This window comes from Psychrosphaera algicola, from assembly GCF_028401425.1.
In the GTDB taxonomy this organism is placed as follows: Bacteria; Pseudomonadota; Gammaproteobacteria; order Enterobacterales; family Alteromonadaceae; genus Psychrosphaera; species Psychrosphaera algicola.
The window spans coordinates 2,356,370-2,372,961 of record NZ_JAQOMS010000002.1; the positions used below are offsets into that span (position 1 = coordinate 2,356,370).

General features: G+C 38.5%; 19 protein-coding genes and 5 pseudogenes. 19 read left to right on the forward strand and 5 right to left on the reverse strand.

What is annotated here, in order from left to right; genetic code table 11:
• Positions 1-190: 190 nt before the first annotated feature.
• From PN838_RS12715 to PN838_RS26390, 4 genes are all read left to right on the forward strand, one after another.
• Positions 191-571, forward strand: a complete 381-nt coding sequence (locus PN838_RS12715; protein WP_215963442.1) for a DUF2721 domain-containing protein — start codon at positions 191-193, stop codon at positions 569-571.
• Between the two features lie 78 nt (positions 572-649).
• Positions 650-844: a response regulator gene (locus PN838_RS26380; protein WP_334313355.1), complete on the forward strand. Its 195-nt coding sequence runs from the start codon at positions 650-652 to the stop codon at positions 842-844.
• Between the two features lie 44 nt (positions 845-888).
• Positions 889-1,614, forward strand: a complete 726-nt coding sequence (locus PN838_RS26385; protein ID WP_334313356.1) for a DUF3369 domain-containing protein — start codon at positions 889-891, stop codon at positions 1,612-1,614.
• Positions 1,566-2,186 carry an HD-GYP domain-containing protein gene (locus tag PN838_RS26390; protein ID WP_334313357.1) on the forward strand — a complete coding sequence of 207 codons (621 nt, stop codon included), beginning with the start codon at positions 1,566-1,568 and terminating at the stop codon, positions 2,184-2,186. Before PN838_RS26385 ends, PN838_RS26390 begins: the two co-directional genes overlap by 49 nt.
• 108 nt (positions 2,187-2,294) lie before the next feature.
• Here the strand turns inward: PN838_RS26390 and PN838_RS12725 are convergent, their stop codons facing one another.
• Together PN838_RS12725 and orn are read right to left on the reverse strand one after the other, a co-directional pair.
• Positions 2,295-3,176 (reverse strand): sulfite exporter TauE/SafE family protein, encoded by an 882-nt coding sequence (locus PN838_RS12725; RefSeq protein WP_215963317.1) that lies wholly within the window; start codon positions 3,174-3,176, stop codon positions 2,295-2,297.
• A 111-nt stretch (positions 3,177-3,287) separates the two neighbouring features.
• Positions 3,288-3,832, reverse strand: a pseudogene (gene orn, locus PN838_RS12730) (oligoribonuclease).
• Between the two features lie 113 nt (positions 3,833-3,945).
• Here orn and rsgA point away from each other — a divergent pair.
• From rsgA to PN838_RS12750, 4 genes and pseudogenes are all read left to right on the forward strand, one after another.
• Positions 3,946-5,002: pseudogene (rsgA, locus tag PN838_RS12735) on the forward strand (small ribosomal subunit biogenesis GTPase RsgA).
• A 38-nt stretch (positions 5,003-5,040) separates the two neighbouring features.
• Positions 5,041-5,905, forward strand: a pseudogene (gene asd, locus PN838_RS12740) (archaetidylserine decarboxylase).
• Between the two features lie 24 nt (positions 5,906-5,929).
• A complete protein-coding gene (locus PN838_RS12745) occupies positions 5,930-6,817 on the forward strand; it encodes a DMT family transporter (RefSeq protein ID WP_272180907.1) in 888 nt (295 codons plus the stop codon).
• A 9-nt stretch (positions 6,818-6,826) separates the two neighbouring features.
• Positions 6,827-7,540, forward strand: coding sequence for a glycerophosphodiester phosphodiesterase (locus PN838_RS12750; RefSeq protein ID WP_272180908.1), 714 nt, complete (start codon positions 6,827-6,829; stop codon positions 7,538-7,540).
• A 70-nt stretch (positions 7,541-7,610) separates the two neighbouring features.
• On the opposite strand, the gene epmA is transcribed toward PN838_RS12750, so the two are convergent.
• The gene (gene epmA, locus PN838_RS12755) at positions 7,611-8,573 is read right to left on the reverse strand and encodes an elongation factor P--(R)-beta-lysine ligase (protein WP_370661106.1); all 963 of its coding nucleotides are present in this window, start codon (positions 8,571-8,573) and stop codon (positions 7,611-7,613) included.
• A 55-nt stretch (positions 8,574-8,628) separates the two neighbouring features.
• Positions 8,629-9,198 (reverse strand): elongation factor P, encoded by a 570-nt coding sequence (gene efp / locus PN838_RS12760; protein WP_215963441.1) that lies wholly within the window; start codon positions 9,196-9,198, stop codon positions 8,629-8,631.
• Between the two features lie 39 nt (positions 9,199-9,237).
• Between efp and epmB the strand changes: the two are divergent.
• Positions 9,238-10,244, forward strand: a pseudogene (epmB, locus tag PN838_RS12765) (EF-P beta-lysylation protein EpmB).
• An 8-nt stretch (positions 10,245-10,252) separates the two neighbouring features.
• Here the strand turns inward: epmB and PN838_RS12770 are convergent.
• Positions 10,253-10,462, reverse strand: coding sequence for a hypothetical protein (locus PN838_RS12770; protein WP_272180909.1), 210 nt, complete (start codon positions 10,460-10,462; stop codon positions 10,253-10,255).
• 114 nt (positions 10,463-10,576) lie between these two features.
• On the opposite strand from PN838_RS12770, the gene PN838_RS12775 reads away from it, so the two are divergent.
• The 10 genes and pseudogenes from PN838_RS12775 to PN838_RS12820 all read left to right on the forward strand — a co-directional run bounded on the left by PN838_RS12775 (position 10,577) and on the right by PN838_RS12820 (position 16,590).
• A complete protein-coding gene (locus tag PN838_RS12775) occupies positions 10,577-10,885 on the forward strand; it encodes a prephenate dehydrogenase (protein WP_272180910.1) in 309 nt (102 codons plus the stop codon).
• Positions 10,886-11,391: 506 nt separating this feature from the next.
• Positions 11,392-11,848: pseudogene (gene dut / locus PN838_RS12780) on the forward strand (dUTP diphosphatase).
• Positions 11,849-11,928: 80 nt separating this feature from the next.
• Positions 11,929-12,678, forward strand: coding sequence for an HNH endonuclease family protein (locus tag PN838_RS12785; protein ID WP_272180911.1), 750 nt, complete (start codon positions 11,929-11,931; stop codon positions 12,676-12,678).
• Between the two features lie 112 nt (positions 12,679-12,790).
• Positions 12,791-13,858, forward strand: coding sequence for a retron St85 family RNA-directed DNA polymerase (locus PN838_RS12790; protein WP_272180912.1), 1,068 nt, complete (start codon positions 12,791-12,793; stop codon positions 13,856-13,858).
• A complete protein-coding gene (locus PN838_RS12795; protein WP_272180913.1) occupies positions 13,851-14,228 on the forward strand; it encodes an AAA family ATPase in 378 nt (125 codons plus the stop codon). Before PN838_RS12790 ends, PN838_RS12795 begins: the two co-directional genes overlap by 8 nt.
• 172 nt (positions 14,229-14,400) lie before the next feature.
• The gene (locus PN838_RS12800) at positions 14,401-15,453 is read left to right on the forward strand and encodes an AAA family ATPase (protein ID WP_272180914.1); all 1,053 of its coding nucleotides are present in this window, start codon (positions 14,401-14,403) and stop codon (positions 15,451-15,453) included.
• Positions 15,450-15,722: a retron system putative HNH endonuclease gene (locus tag PN838_RS12805; RefSeq protein WP_272180915.1), complete on the forward strand. Its 273-nt coding sequence runs from the start codon at positions 15,450-15,452 to the stop codon at positions 15,720-15,722. The genes PN838_RS12800 and PN838_RS12805 overlap by 4 nt, the downstream gene beginning before the upstream one ends.
• Positions 15,723-15,757: 35 nt before the next feature.
• Positions 15,758-16,066 carry a hypothetical protein gene (locus tag PN838_RS12810; protein WP_272180916.1) on the forward strand — a complete coding sequence of 103 codons (309 nt, stop codon included), beginning with the start codon at positions 15,758-15,760 and terminating at the stop codon, positions 16,064-16,066.
• Between the two features lie 3 nt (positions 16,067-16,069).
• On the forward strand, positions 16,070-16,234 hold the full coding sequence (locus PN838_RS12815; RefSeq protein ID WP_272180917.1) for a hypothetical protein: 165 nt from the start codon (positions 16,070-16,072) through the stop codon (positions 16,232-16,234).
• A complete protein-coding gene (locus tag PN838_RS12820; RefSeq protein ID WP_370661032.1) occupies positions 16,228-16,590 on the forward strand; it encodes a hypothetical protein in 363 nt (120 codons plus the stop codon). The genes PN838_RS12815 and PN838_RS12820 overlap by 7 nt, the downstream gene beginning before the upstream one ends.
• Positions 16,591-16,592: the final 2 nt, after the last annotated feature.

The window sequence follows — 16,592 nt, forward strand, 5'->3', positions numbered from 1 at the left end:
TAAATAATAATAGTTTAGACTATTTTTTAAGTAACTATCAGTGCTAAATATTTTGTAAAATTTACACTCTACACAATAACAATAAAACCATTAAAATATAAACACTTTTTAATGCCATATAATTGATAATTAAGCATGCATATGCGTATTATTTAAATTCCACAACGATAAGTATTCGCAAATGATCATAATGAATATCACGACCCCAGCTTTGCTGTTCCCTGCAATCTCACTTTTACTGCTTGCTTACACCAATCGGTTTTTGGTTTTGGCCCAGCTAATTCGAGAACTAAATCAACGTAATAACAAGGGATTAGAGCAAGTAGTTAAACGGCAAATATCTAATTTACGCATGCGTTTACTGTTGATCAGGGCGATGCAAACGGCTGGAGTACTCAGCTTTTTATTGTGCACTGTTGCCATGTTCCTTTTGTTTTTGGAGATGTCCCAAATTGGCACTGTGATTTTTGGCCTCAGTTTATTCACCTTAATGATGTCTTTGATTATCTCATTGTATGAAGTTCGAATTAGTACAAAAGCAATTGAAATAGAACTGGAATCTATGGAGTAAACGACTACATTTATAAAAGCGAAAGCGATATTTTGCCTCCAACAAACGTGTTTTAAAACAACATCAGGGTAGAAATTAGTGAACGATTTTTTATTTGCAGACGAAACGATCAACGATGATGAAGCATCTAATAAAAGGCCTTGGAAGGTGCTTATTGTTGATGACGAGCCTGATATTCATAATGTTACGAAATTGGTTTTAATGGGTTTTGAACTTGACGGTCAAGGGCTTGAACTGCTCCATGCTTATTCCGCTGCGGAAGCTGAAAAATAATATTAGAACAGTCCGACATTGCAGTCGGTTTCATTGACGTCGTTATGGAAACAAACGACGCTGGATTAAAGTTAATCAAATTTATACGTGACGTGGTAAATAACCACACTATGAGACTCGTCTTGCGGACAGGTCAGTCTGGCGAAGCGCCAGAAGATACCGTTATAAAAGATTACGACATCAACGATTACAAAAACAAAACCGAGCTCACTGCCAGCAAAATGAAAACTTTGATGTTCGCGACATTGCGATCTTATCGAGATATTCAAACTATCGAACACCACAAGCTCGGATTAGAACGCATAATATCTGCGACTATAAATTTTTTAGATTGCTCATCCTTGACCGAATTTGCATCGGCTGTTTTAGACCAAGTTGCTAATGTAATGGGATTAAATCATTCAAAAATAATGTGTTGTGCTGCACTCAACAACCCTAAAAAGGCAGTCGATTTTAGATTATTGGCCCTAAGTGGCGTGCAATCAAGAGCAACAATTCACGACGAAACGCCTATGCCACCCGGTATCAGAGCTCTGCTTGAAAAAGCCCATGCGACACAATCATCAATTCGCGAAAAGGATCATTTTGTCGGCTATTTTGTAAATAATAGTGGCTTGGAAAATTTACTCTATGTCAGTCACGATCACGACTTAACCGATACTGATCACAATATTTTGGAGTTTTTACCAATAATATTGCCGTGGCCTATGACAATATTCGAATGCGTGAAGTCGTTGAACATTCGCAAAAAGAACTTAGTTATATACTAGGTGAAGCAGTAGAGAAGCGTTCGAAAGAAACGGGAAGTCATGTTAAACGGGTCGCGAATTTCAGCTATATGTTGGCGATTTATTATGGGTTACCAGCAAAACAAGCCGAACAACTAAAAATGGCTTCGCCATTGCACGACGTTGGAAAAATTGGGATCCCCGATAGTATTCTAAATAAACCGGCAAAATTGGATCCCGAAGAATGGGCAATTATGCAAACCCATGCGCAGCTTGGCTTTGATATTTTGACCCAATCGCAAAACGAGATATTGCAATTAGGTGCCATAATCGCCCAACAACACCATGAACGTTGGGACGGAAAGGGGTATCCGGCAGGACTCGCCAAAGAAAACATCGAAATTGCTGGCAGAATCACGGCCATTGCTGACGTGTTTGACGCATTAGCATCTGAACGTTGTTATAAACCGGCTTGGCCACTGGACAAAGTGCTTAATCTGTTAAAAGAAGAGCGTGGTAAGCAATTTGAACCGAAGCTGGTTGATATCTTACTCGAACATGTCGATGAATTTATTGCAATTCGCGACGCTTTTCCTGATTCCATGGAAGAATAATAAACAACTAATTTTTAGTCAGTAATATAACAGGCAGATCACTGTACATTTGTCTATTGTTTTACAGCAACTTTTCTAAAAGCTACCTACAACAACGAGTAAATCGTATTACACAAATTCAATACAACCGACGACAAAAACCCAGCCGGCAAAGAGTAATTTGAGTTGCAGCACTGGTAGCCTTGTTGCGACCATTTTTGCAACGATACCGCCAATCACCGCGCCCGGCCCGGCATACCATAGTACTTCATAATAAATATTGCCATTGGCGATATGATGACCAACCCCAGCCCAAACCGTGGTCGCAGATAATACAACGGCAACGGCAACAGCGAGTGTCACTCTGTAACCTCTGAGGATGAGATAAAACGCCACAAACTCACCAACACCAACAGATAAAAACGCCGTAATAACGCCACCAATAAAACTAATTAGCGCAAGTATAAGCAAATCCGATTTATGGCCAATAGCCGTAAGTTGCTCTTGTTGATGTTTTTTATACTTCAAATAAATGGTAATAAATAAAGCCGAACCCAACATGACAGAGAACCAAGCAAAAAACTGCGTCAAGGATGCAGGAGGTTGAATATCAAAAAGATAAACAGACCACAGTCCAACCATACTGGTAGGCACACAAACAGCTAAAAATGGTACCAGTAATTGCCAATCACGGTGTTGGTGAATATCTACTCTTACATGCTTAAGCCAAACAATCGCTCCCGTTGTCATCCCAAAACATTGAATAGCAAAACTGGTCGCAACTGATTGAGATTCAGATAAACCTAAGTTCTGGAAAGCTGGAATAAAAACAACCCCACCACCAGCGCCCGTTACATTGGCAAATAACGCCCCTATCATGCCCAACAAAGCAAATGGGGAATAATCATCAAACGTCAACGAAAATACTGAAAAACACAGCAGGAAAAGGAAGACAAACCGCATGGGTGAAGATTTAATTAGATCAAACAAAGGAACATACTTGGTTATCATAAGTGCATTGATTCTATTCAAACCGAATTTAAATGCAAGCGTTTAGAATTACTGAACAGTAGACATAAAAAAGCCACACTAAGTGTAGCTTTTAACTGCATTCAAAAACCGCTAAAGGACAAAAAACTTTTCTTTATAACGCTTTAACTCTTCGATGCTTTCACGAATATCTTCAAGCGCTAAGTGGAATCCTTTTTCTTGTAGTTATCTACAAGTTCAGGTTTCCAGCGACGAGACAATTCTTTAATTGTACTGACATCAATATTTCGATAATGGAAAAACTCTTCCAACGTCAACATATGTACATGCATAAAACGTCTGTCTTGACAGATACTGTTACCGCACATAGGTGATTTCCCTGCGGGTACAAAATCTTTCAAAAAGTCGATGGTAATTTCACACGCTTGCTGCTCTGACACAGTACTTTTACGGCAACGGTCAGTTAATCCTGACTTACCATGCTGTGCAATGCACCATTCATCCATGTTGTCTAACACTTCATCCGGTTGATGAATCGCAATTTCAGGACCTTCAGCTAAGATATTTAAGTCACTATCAGTGACAATCGTCGCTACCTCTAGCACTTTATCAGTGCGAGGTTCCAATCCTGTCATTTCTAAATCAATCCAAATTAGATTATTTTCACTAAATGTCATACAAAGGCCCTACTCAATCCTTTTGATCACGCTTACTTACGTATAAGATACATCACATTGTTAATGTTTTTCATTACTTTCACAAGTTTTTATAATTAAATCATAGAGCAAAAGTGGCAAAACAAAAGAAATTATCGCATTCTCAATCAAGAAGAATTCGAGACAACCATAATAAGCGTATTGCGAAAGCCAAAAAACCCCAAGAAGACGATGATTTTCTTGAAGATAACTTGTTAGGCCCGCAAACATTTGGTCAAGTTATAACTCGCTATGGACAACATGCAGATGTTGAAAACCCGGCTGGAGAAAATGTTAAATGCCATATTCGCCGCACTGCTGGGTCCTTAGTCTGTGGCGACAAAGTTATTTGGCGGCCTTATAATCAAAGCGACTCTGACTTTGCCGGTATCATCGAAGCTGTTGAACCAAGGGAAAGTGAATTTGTTCGTCCCGATTTTTACGACGGTTTAAAGCCTGTCGCTGCAAATATTGACCAAATTCTAATTGTTGCTGCGTTATTGCCAGATTTAGCACCCAATATTATTGACCGTTACTTGATTGCAGTAGAACAACTCGACATTACGCCAGTGCTCCTTATAAATAAACTCGACTTAATTGACGACACTAACCGAGAGTTAGTTGCCGATATTCAGCATATGTATGAGTCAATTGGCTATAAGGTGGTTGTATTATCAGCCAAGCTTGAGCAAGGTATCGAACAAATAAAATCTCTACTCGTTGATAAAACTAGCGTTTTTGTTGGTCAGTCGGGTGTCGGTAAGTCGTCTATTGTTAACGCTATCTTGCCGTCAGTAGATATCGAAACTAAACAAGTCTCTGACAACAGTCGTTTGGGCGTACATACAACAACGGCCTCTAGACTTTATCGATTAGAAAATGGTGGTTCAATTATTGATTCACCGGGTGTACGCGAATTTGCTATGTGGCACTTAGAGAATGAACAAATATTACATGGGTTTGTCGAATTTCGACCTTACCTCCATCAATGTAAATTTCGAGACTGCAAACACCAAAAAGATCCAAGGCTGTGCATTGCAAAAAGCAATAGCCGATGGCTTAGTCAGTGACACAAGATATCAAAGTTATTTGAAAATTTTACAAACCGTAACAGATATTACCTTGCGTCATCAGTCAAAAGAATCAAAATAGGTTTATTACAAACCCCTTACAAGTAAATAGGTTTTAACGTGAATTTAGATAATTTAAAAATCGCTTTTCAATACGCCCTTCCAAAACATGGAGTGTCTAAACTTGTTGGATTCTTAGCGAAAGCTAAGTTAGGCATTTTATCCACAGGTCTGATAAAAGGCTTTATTAAGGCATACGATATTGATATGAACGAAGCGGCTCAACCTGATCCGTCAGAATACAAGACGTTTAACGATTTCTTTACCCGTGCACTGGCACCTATGGCGTTCGTCCAATTGTTGAAGGTGAGAAGACAGTAGCACACCCTGTTGATGGCAAGGTTAGTCAATTAGGGCCAATAAAAGACGGTACACTAGTTCAAGCCAAACATCATTATTATACGACGTTAGAATTGCTCGGCGGCGATCAGGATTTAGCTGACAAGTTCGACGACGGTATATTTGCCACTATTTATTTGGCACCAAGCGACTACCATCGTTTACACATGCCACTTACAGGTACATTAACTGATATGGTTTATGTTCCTGGTGATGCTTTTCTGTAAATCCGCTAACAGCGGCAAATGTGCCAAATCTATTTGCAAGAAACGAACGTGTCGTTGCAGTGTTTGAAACTGAAATTGGCCCAATGGCAATGGTTTTAGTTGGCGCAACGATTGTGCGAAGTATTGAAACTGTATGGGCTGGTGAAATTACACCGCCTAGAGGAAAAAGCGTAAATCGCTGGCAATACCCAAGTGAAGGCGACAATGTGATCACCCTTGAAAAAGGTGAAGAAATGGGTCGATTTAAGCTCGGTTCCACTGTGGTTTGTTTGTTCCCTAAAGACAAAGTTGAGTTTTTAGAGTCGGTAACTAACGAAACAGTTACGCGTATGGGTGAGCACTTCGCTAACATAAAATAACCAAATTAAACGCGAGCAACGTTTTTGAAATCAAATTTTAGTATGTCTCCGATGTTGCAATTGCACCTCGGAGTAGCGTTATTAGGTGTATCAGGGTTATTCGCGAAATTAATCGATTTATCTGCGCTCGACATTATCGCATACCGCGGTTTATTTACTGCGGTATGTCTTGGTCTATTCCTGTGGTTCACAAAGTCGACGTTAAAACTAAACAATAAAAAAGACTATTTGGTTGCCGTCATTTTAGGTATTTTGGCGGCTCTGCATTGGTTAACCTACTTCATTAGTATTCAATACACCACTGTCGCTATTGGTATGATTTCTATGTTTACTTACCCCGTGATGGTTGTCATTTTAGAACCGCTTATCTACGGTCGACGACCGTCAAAAACAGACATTATAATCAGTGTCTTAGTTTTATTTGCGATTAGTCTATTGTTTCCTAATATTTGGTTAGATTCTGTCGTTGTAGATGATCAGTTTGTGGTCGGCGTTTTAGCGGGTTTGTTTTCAGCTTTGTGTTTTGCACTTAGGAATATTGGTATTCAACATCACTTTAAAGGCTATTCCGGGACTCAAGGGATGTTTTATCAGTTTTTAGTAACGGCCATAATATTCCTGCCATTTAGTGACACAACCCCACTTGAACTTGAAATGAACAATATTCAATTGCTTATTGTTTTTGCCATCTTCTTTTCGGCTATGGCACATGTTTTGTTTGCCTCATCTATCAATGTAACAGGAGCCAAAACAGCCGGATTAGTGGCCTGCTTACAACCATTATATGGCGTAATATTGTCGATGTTTATTTTAGCTGAAGTTCCAAACATGATGACACTCATTGGTGGCTTAATCATTATTTCCGCCGCCATATTTGAAACGACACAAGGTCATAAAAAGTCAAAAGTGTAAGAGGTTTACATGAAGGTCTTTGCACACCGCGGTGAATCCGCTATTTACCCAGAAAATAGTCAAACGGCAATACAACAATGTAGTCGTGACGGTATGGACGGCATTGAAATCGATTTGTATCAAACTGTTGACGATCAATTTGTCGTTTTTCATGACCGATGGATGACACGGATACTTGGTCTCAATAAACGTACTGTTGACTTAACCGCAAGCGACCTAGCACAACTTAATGGTAAAGATGACAAACCGCTGCCGACCTTAGCTTGGACTTTGGCCGCCTTAGCCAATTCAGGATTGATTCTAAATATAGAACTCAAAAACATCCACAATATAGAGTTGTTTTATCGGCAGCTACTTGAAGGTTGTGAGCAGTCTCAGTTTGACTTGAACCTAATTATTATCTCGTCTTTTAATCATCAATATTTAGCCGACTTTGCCAAACTGAGCTCCTTTATCAAACTAGGTCTTTTGCTCGGTACTCATCCCGCCGGCGACGACCTGCTGCTTCCGGATTTTCCAATCTATAGTGTTCATTTAGATATGGACAATATCTCCGAAGCACTAATTCGCCGCTATCAGCAACTCGGTGTTCATATCTATGTGTTTACCGTTGATCAAGAAGAAGAAATAGACTGGCTTTATGAAATGAATGTAGATGGTATTTTTGCCAATAACCCGCGCCAGATATCTAATTCCGCACTTCGCCAAGTAGCGCTTGAATAATCACATAAGTGGGTCGAACTTTTAGTACGTCTATTGGTTCCTCAACTCCAATATCTTTATAAACAGGTATCTAAGCATTGGAAATGTCAAAAGATAAGGCTTGGCTTATTGTCGGTAACTGTGCCGCCAACATAAATAATCGATCAACACCTAACGCAACCCCAGCACAACTTGGCAATCCACTGTCTAACGCAGCCAATAAAAACTGATCGGCACCGCGTTGAGGTTTGCCTTCAATTTCACGCTGTCTATTATCAGAGATAAATCGGCATTGTTGTTCTTTACTGTCTTGGAGTTCAAAATACCCATTAGCCAACTCAATACCTTTGAAATACAACTCAAACCGATGTGCAACTTGGCTATTGGTTTGATTAATCTTTGCTAAAGCTGCCTGTGTAGCGGGAAAGTCAAAGACAAAACAGGGTGTTATGTCGTCACCTAATTGTGGTTCAATGACCATGCTAAACAACCACTGTAGAAGTGTGTCTCGACTTGATTCTTGCTGTAACCAGTCATCTTGTGAGTAAGTGGTTATGGTTTGTTTTAATTGCTCTAACGTGATGGTCAAAGGGTCAATTTTAATAAAACGCTGAAATACGCTTTGGTAAGAAAGCTTCAACGCTGGCTTGGTATTTAGTAGTAACTGAACCAACTCGTCTAATTCAGACATAAGTTGGTGGTCGTCAAATCCGAGTCTATACCATTCCAACATCGTAAATTCTGGGTTATGCAAAGTTCCCGCAGCTTCGTTTCGAAACGCTTTGCATATCTGGAATATAGGACCACTGCCCGCCGCTAACAATCGTTTCATATGAAATTCAGGTGAGGTTTGCAAATAAAGTCGCGCTAAACGTTCTTCTGCTGCATATTCAAAATGTGTTTCAAATGGGTCTAAATGGAGATCTGTGATGGTATTTCGACTCAGTAACGGAGTCTCAACTTCAAGTACATTGCGGCTGGTAAAAACGCTCTTATCTGAGCGATAAACTTGGCTCTTTTTATTAAAGTGGAATGGGTTGCAGTAGGTTGCCAGTTCATTTTAAACCGTAATAAATTCGGCCTGTCACAGGTGACAGGCCGCTTAAAGTTTACTTTTGCGCGCGACCGACGTATTCGCCATTACGTGTATCTACACGAATAACTTCGCCAATTTGCACAAATAGTGGAACGCGGACAACGGCACCGGTAGATAATGTTGCAGGTTTACCACCCGTTCCGGCCGTATCACCTTTTAGACCTGGATCCGTTTCCGTGATTTCAAGTTCAACAAAATTTGGTGACAATACGGCAATTGGGTTACCATTCCATAAAGTGATAGTACAAACATCACCTTCTACTAACCATTTTACACAGTCAGCTACCGCTTTTTCATCGGCAGCGATCTGTTCAAATGTTTCGTTGTTCATGAAATGCCAAAATTCGCCATCTGTATATAGATACGCTAAGTCAGTATCCATGACATCAGCGCCTTCAACAGATTCGCCTGATTTGAAGGTTTTTTCTAGAACTTTACCGCTGACCAGTTTACGGATCTTAACGCGGTTAAACGCTTGGCCTTTGCCCGGCTTTACGATTTCATTCTCTAAAATGTTGCAAGGCTCGCCGTCAATCATTAACTTAAGGCCAGCTTTAAATTGGTTGGTGCTAAATGTTGCCATTTCACCCTCTGAATAATTACCTAAATGAAAGTGAGACGAATGATACATCAAGCTGAGCGCTCTGTAGAGTCCCTATGGCAAAAAGAATTGAAGCAAAGTTTCAGTGATCCACTAGCGCTACTTAATTTTTTGTCTCTTGACCCTTTAGATTTTGCTGCTGACATTGACGCTAGAAAACTATTTCCGATGCGTGTTCCGCGCTTTTTCGCTGAACTTATGCAAAAAACAACCCTACCGATCCCTTATTATTACAGGTGTTACCACGTAAAAGTGAATTTAAACAAGTAGACGGTTTTACTTCGGATCCCTTGTTAGAACAGAACAATTCGACTCCTAGTCTCCTACATAAATACCGCTCTAGGGTTTTAATTATCTTTAAAAGCGGTTGTGCGGTTAATTGCCGGTATTGTTTTAGACGCGACTTCCCATACGAAGAGAACCAAGTTAACAAACAACAATTACAGCAACATTTAGCGTATATCGAATCGCACCCAGAAATAAATGAAGTGATACTAAGTGGTGGCGACCCATTAATGGCAAAAGACGAGCACATCGCTTGGTTTGTCGAGCAACTTGAATTGATAAAACACATCAAACGACTACGACTTCATACCCGTTTACCTGTAGTTATGCCAAATAGAATAACAGAAAAGTTAATAGCAATTCTAAGTAAAACTAGACTTAAGTCGTCCATTGTTTTTCATATCAATCATCAAAACGAGATCAGCGATATGTTAGCAGGAAAATGCCACCAGCTAAGAATCCAAGGCATTCATTTGTTTAATCAGGCCGTCATATTAAAAGGGATTAACAATACGATTAAACAACAGGTGGAATTAAGCGAACGGTTATACGATGTTGATATCCTGCCGTATTATTTGCACCTGCTAGATAAAGTCGTCGGCGCGGCACATTTTGATGTCCCTGAGGATGAAGTTAAACAAATATATCGAGGTATGTTAGCTGAATTACCTGGATTTTTAGTACCAAAACTTGTGCGGGAAATAGGAGGAGAAACAAGCAAGACACCTGTTCTCCCCTATTAAAAATTGACCTACACTTTAATGTTAATGTGCTGGCCGATAACACTACCCGTGCTACCCACAGATGCCTGAGTACTAACTTGGGCAGACGCAGAAAGTAAAGCTAATACCGCTTTGCCTTCGAGTTCTTGCGCACTCTTAGCCAAATTGGCGCTTAATGCTTCACCGCCTTCCATCGCACCCGAGATTGGCGTACCTAGCCCCATTGGAGATAAATTCATAAATGAACACCTATATTAATGGAACAAGCTAATTTTATTTATAACCTCAACTAATAAGATTAAAAAGTGTAAACTAGCCATATTGATTTATCGGACAAAACAAAGAGTACTTGAGTGGAAAATATTATCTCGAGCTTAGAAGAGAATTTAAAATCGTTATACCGTAAAGCTGTTGATGCAGACATTCGTATAAATGACCTTAAAAAACAAGGTCATGGAAAGTTTGGGCACATTTTTAAACAGGAGGATTTATTTTCAATTAAAGCGAATAAATTCATGCCTTATTTAGAAGAAACCGCGGCTAAAATTTTACATCTAAAAGAGTCTGGGGACTTAACCAGTCATCAAGATGAATTGGAGACGGTTGTAAAACAGCTGCATTTACTGCATAAAACCTTAGCTGAGTTTAAAGTTGTGGTTTAAGTCGCTTTGCGACTTTGGAAACAAAAAATGCGCCTAGTGGCGCATTTTTTATGATTATTTATCATCAATTATGAAGCTGGGTAAGCCGCTTTTAATCCGTTATACACTTTATCTTTAAAGTCTTCAGCAGTGGCATCAGTCGCACGCAAAACGTCCATCAATACCTCATTGTCTTCCTTGCCGTTCCAAATTTTTATGTACTCACCTGTTTTATATCCGTGATCTTGACGGAAAAAGGAAGTTACCCCAGAATTTTGTACCTTTTACGTGTTTATTTTTATCAGCTCTTATTTTTATTGATATAAAAAATTATCTCAGTCAATTTTAAAGGTACGAAAATAAAGGTACGAAATTTAAACCACTAATTTTAGATGTATCTCACATAAAGCAAGTACGAATTATGATAATATTCCATCATAAATCTTTGGTTAAATAAGCAAAGCTAATCCTACCTAAAAGATATAAATATCACTTTATTATATTGTAGTAAATACTCGGAGCATTTCATGAATCAAGTAGAAGTAAAAATTTTAAACCCGAAAATAGGAAATGAAATTCCATTACCTACATATGCAACAGACGGTTCAGCTGGAGTTGATCTTCGTGCATGCATTGATGAGCCATTAACATTAGAGCTATGGTCAAACAGAATTGATCCCTACTGGAATTGCTATTCATATGAAGAGCAAAGATATGGCGGCCACTATTTTACCTCGTTCAGGGTTAGGGCATAAACATGGCATTGTTTTAGGCAACCTAGTTGGTTTAATTGACTCAGACTATCAAGGGCAGCTATTCATTTCTTGCTGGAACCGTGGCAATGAAACATTTACTATTGAACCAGCAGATAGGATTGCACAACTGATGTTCATTCCAGTTATCCAACCTGAGTTCCAGTTGGTTGAAGAGTTTGATGAGAGTGAGCGTGGTGAAGGTGGTTTTGGCCATTCTGGTCGTAAATAAGTTGCAATACAGTTAACAAGTTCTTACTGGGCTAGTTAATTTGAATAAGCCTTAACTTGAACTGTAATGGTCAAGTTAAATTGGCCACGGCAGTTTTACGATTAAGTAATGTTAATTTCTCAAAGACACAAAGCAGATTAAATCGAGTAACTACAGAAATTACTGAACTTAGCCAACTTCAAAGCGTTCGATACTTCACTGGTGAACGAAGCGCTCAGTATTGGCTTACATCTTTTCTAGGCTGGTTAGTTAAAAATAATACGGAAGATAAAAATATAGAACTGGCTAAGTTAGAAGATATTGATAATAAGATGTCACTAGCTTTGTTCCATGCCGAACTTAGCCAAAAACAGGCAAGTTTTAACTACCTTACTAAAACAGGAGGCAGTTTTGGATCTTCAAATGAAATGAGCGATTATCTAAAGCAAATCAACGGCACTGGGTTTGAGCATTATTGGTTTCAGAAGCTGGAATATGAGCTTTGGAAAAATGAGCAAAATAGAGCAGATGAGAAATTCAAAAAACACCGCATTAGCTCAAAAGATGCTGTTGAGCATGTTCACCCACAACATGAAGAATACGATATGCGGCTAGAAGATAACTATTTGAATGCTTTTGGTAATCTTGTGTTACTTAGTCCGGGTGAAAACTCGTCATACAGTAATCAAACCGTTGGTAAAAAACAGGAAGATTTCAAAGCTAAACCAGTATATGACTCACTCAAGTTAAAACAAATTTTTGAGTTAAAGCAAAACGATGAGTGGGACAAAGACAAGATTAAACAGCATCAAAAAGAGATGATAGATTTATTGACTAAACACTATTACTAAAAAGTATATGAAACATAGAGTTGTTGTAATTTATATCATAATGTAAACTAACTTGGCTCTTTAGCTTAGGACGAAATTCGTCTAGTCGGGTGTTTAGCCAGACTCTAATTTATTGAACGACTTTATGGTTGCGATATGTTCGCAACCGTCATTCGTTCCTCATGAAGGTTGCGAACATATCGCTTCCTCTAGTAAAGAGCAAAGCCCAAGAGCATTGTTCTTGGGCTTTTTTGTTTGTGGACTAAAGAATGGAATTGATAAAAAACTAGCTACTAAATTGAATAAGAGTGAATCAGAAGTGATCCGCTTTTTGGCTAGTGCGCCATTAAAATATAAGGTCTACACGATTCCCAAGCGCACTTCGGGACATAGAGTTATTGCTCAACCTTCGAAAGAATTAAAAGAATACCAGCGTGCTTTTATATCTTTATATCGATTGAATATTCACGATGCTGCTATGGCCTACAGAGAAGGGCTTAGCATAAAAGATAACGCCAAAGTGCATAGTAAAAACCGATACCTTCTCAAGATAGATTTAGAAAATTTTTTCAATTCTATTTCCAGTACGCTGTTCTGGACTGTTTGGCAACAGCATTATGCTATGCCCAATAATGACGAAAAAGTGTTAATGGAAAAGCTTCTATTCTGGTCTCCAAGTAAGTCATCGACAGGTAAGTTGGTTTTAAGTATAGGTGCACCAAGTTCTCCTCTTCTATCTAATTTCTTTATGCACCAGTTCGATGAGTTAGTCACTCAACATTGTGAAAGCCTTGAAATTAAGTATACGCGCTACGCTGACGATTTAACGTTTTCGACAAAAGCGAAGAATGCGTTATTTGATATGCCAAGATACATTTCTGAAACACTAACTACTTTGTTTGGAAGTGCGCTAATTATCAATCGCAGAAAAACTGCTTTCTCATCTAAAGCACACAATCGCCATGTAACGGGAATAACAATAGATAATGAAAGTAATTTATCACTTGGGCGTGAAAAGAAACGCTATATCAAACACTTGGTACATCAATATCGATTAAATAAACTAGATAAAGAAAACGTTTTTCACCTTAAAGGCTTATTAGCCTTTGCTAAACATATAGAGCCTAAATTTATTACATCACTAGAGATGAAGTATTCAGCAGACGTGCTCACTCAAATTTTTGAGGAAAGAAATGGATAATCAACGCAAAACATACAGCAAAACTATCAAACAGTTGAAAAGCAATGCAACGAAAGGAAATTTGTTGTCAATGTTTCAACTTTACGAGAACTATAAATCTGGAAAAAATGTTGAAGCTGTGAACGAAGAGTTGGCTCAAACTTATCTGGATTCAGTCTTGGAAAAGTTGCCTAGTGTTAAATTTAGGCTTAAGTCAGTTGATTTATATAACTTCAGACGTTTGACTTCATTGGATTTAACTTTCAATGATAAGTTAACAATCATTATTGGTAATAACGGTTCAGGTAAAACCGCAATAGTAGAATCTTTAGCTAAAACGTTTACTTGGTTCAATAATGCATTAGAAAAAGTCGTAATGGTAGACCAGTAACCGAATCAGATGTGAATGTTAATGCTAAAGATTTTGCTGAAATCGTAACCAATATTGAAATGGGGAAAAAACTTCATTTGAGACGGTTATATATAAACTAGCGCCTGAAAGTAACCATTCAAAATCTACTGAGGTCAGCGATATAAAATCGGCTGGATCGTTGTATCGATACTTGGCCTCAAATGATCAAATTAACCTTCCCCTTATTGCTTATTACTCTGTTGAACGTTCAGATTTTACTTTACAACAAACTTATTCTGAAAGAGCTAGAGTAGATGTTTCAACCAATCGCTTTGATTCACTAGATGATGCTTTGGATGGAACTGGAAAGCTAGATAAATTTTCTCAATTGTATATTGAGTTGGTAAATCTAGCTGATGGGGAAGTGGCTTCTGAAGTTAAAGCTTTGAGACAGCAGATAACTAATATCGAATCAATTTTAGCTGAAGCCTATGAAGGGGAGATACCCTCTAAAGGTGATCCAGTAGTAAAGAAACTAGAACTAAAGAAAAAAGAGTTAAAAGCAGCGTTAGATAATAACTGCTCAGTTAAACACCAAAACCAACTTGCTCTTGTAAATAAAGCAATCGAAACGATTGTGCCTGATGTAACTGATCTAAAAGTTGACCGTAGTTCAGGTAAAGTGAAGTTAATGGTTAAAAATTTTGGTAATCGAGTAAATATTTCTCAGTTATCTCAAGGACAGAAAACGTTAGTGGCGCTTATTGGTGATATTGCAAGAAGGCTTGTTGTACTGAATCCTAATTCAGGAAATGCTTTAGCTAGTCATGGGATTGTGATTATTGATGAGGTTGAACTTCACTTGCATCCTAAATGGCAGCAAGAAGTGCTTGTTGGGTTGCAAAAAGTATTTAGCAATATTCAGTTCATCGTGACTACTCATAGCCCACAAGTTCTAAGTCATATCGATCCAAAGCATACCACTGTTATTAAATTAAGCAGTGAAAAGAACCAAATTAAAAAGGTTATTGTGCGTGACACTTATGGCAGAAATGCTGATCTTATTTATGAAGGCAATATGGGGGTAACTTCTCGACCAGAAGAAATTCAAAGTAAGATTGAAGAAATATTTCAATTGATAGAGCAAAAGGATTTATCAAAAGCTAAAAGCGAAATTGCTTCACTATCAGAAAAAATTGGTGATGATGGTCAATTAGTAAAAGCCATGACTTTAATAAAGCGAATGGAGCTTATTGGTAAATGAGGTATATAAGGAAAGGGGTAGAGCCTCAATCATTTATTGATTGGAAAGGAGCTGCTAGTGAAGAATGGACACCAACTTATCAAGAATTATCAAATCCAGAGAAAAAGGCAGTTTATGAAGCCTTGTTGCAGGAGCAAGGGTATATCTGTTGTTACTGCGAAAGAAGGCTCACTCTAGACTCAGGCGACTACCATATAGAGCATTTAAACCCTCAATCAGCCGATGATGACGATGCTCTGGACTTCGCTAATTTTTGTGCTCTTGCCTAAGAACAACCGTCAAAGGTGACCCACTACATTGTGGAATGAAAAAAGGCTCTATTGTTATTCCGGTAACCCCTTTTCAGCTCAATTGCAGCGAAAATTTCAGGTTTACTGCGGATGGAAAAATAAATGGTGTTAACAAGCAAGCGATTAAAACAATCGAAATATTGGCTTTAGATATAAGCAAGTTAAACGACCTCAGAGAAAAGGCTCTAGAGCCATTTTTGGACCCCGATTTATCTGTAGATGATTTGAAAGACTTTGTAGAAAAATATATTGATATTGGGCAAGAACTTAACCCCTTTATATCAATGGTAGAACAGGTATTTAGTGAGTTTATTCAGGGATAGTAAATGGTTAGTCAAACAGACGAACAAGCGCTAGAAGCTGCAATAGAAAAAGCATTGACTGGAACTTGCATAGAAGACATCAAAGCAGGTGTGCAAGAAGCTGCGCCAGATTTTGGCAACAAGTTTTATAAGCTTGGTAAACCGACTGACTTTGACATGCATTGTTAGCGCCACAGCACCCTAACCCGCGTGGAGCGCATGGCGGTGAAGAAGAAAGAAATCCGCTAGACGATATCATCAAGAACTTTAACGAAAGATGGTTCCAAGGCTGGAGTACAGCTTCAGAGGAACAGAAAGTTAAGTTCATCAATATAGCTGAAAGTATTAAACAGCATCCAGATTTTGAAGCTAAGTATCAGAACAACCCTGATCCACATAACCGAGAACTAGCATTCGAAAAAATGCTGAAAGAGGTAATGTTGGCTAGACGTAAAGATGAGCTTGAACTTTACAAGATTTTTGCTGGTGATCTTGCTTTTAAAGCATCTTGGATGCAGAGTATGCAGAGAACTGTTGGTTTATAAAA